The following is a 408-nucleotide window of genomic DNA, read 5'->3' as shown; positions in this document are numbered from 1 at the left end:
CGGCATGGTCGGCCGGCATGGACCTCAAGGAATATTTCCGTGAGACCGAGGCCAAGGGCCTTGGTGCCATGCGCGGTGCGCAGCGTGAATCCTATGGCTGGTGGCGGCGTCTGCGTTGGTACCAGAAGCCGACGATCGCGATGGTCAACGGCTGGTGTTTCGGTGGCGGCTATGGCCCGCTGTTCGCCTGCGATCTTGCCGTTGCGGCTGACGAAGCGCAGTTCGCGCTGTCCGAGATCAATTGGGGCATATTGCCGGGCGGTGGGGCAACCAAGGTGGTGGTAGACCTGTTGTCCATGCGCGACGCCATGTACCACGCGCTCACCGGCGAACTCATCGACGGCAAGAAGGCGGCGGCCTGGAAGCTTGTCAATGAAAGCGTGCCGCTCGCGCAGTTGAAGGATCGTG

General features: G+C 63.0%; 1 protein-coding gene. It reads left to right on the top strand.

Features of this window, described 5'->3' with window-relative positions:
* Window positions 1-17 precede the first annotated feature (17 nt).
* On the top strand, window positions 18-408 hold a 391-nt coding region (locus AC1D0P_RS30805), incomplete at its 3' end, for an enoyl-CoA hydratase-related protein (protein WP_477680201.1).

The organism is Polaromonas sp. P1_G2 (assembly GCF_056405515.1).
Note: the sequence above shows the minus strand (reverse complement) of the source record. Positions and strands in the feature narration are given on the sequence as shown.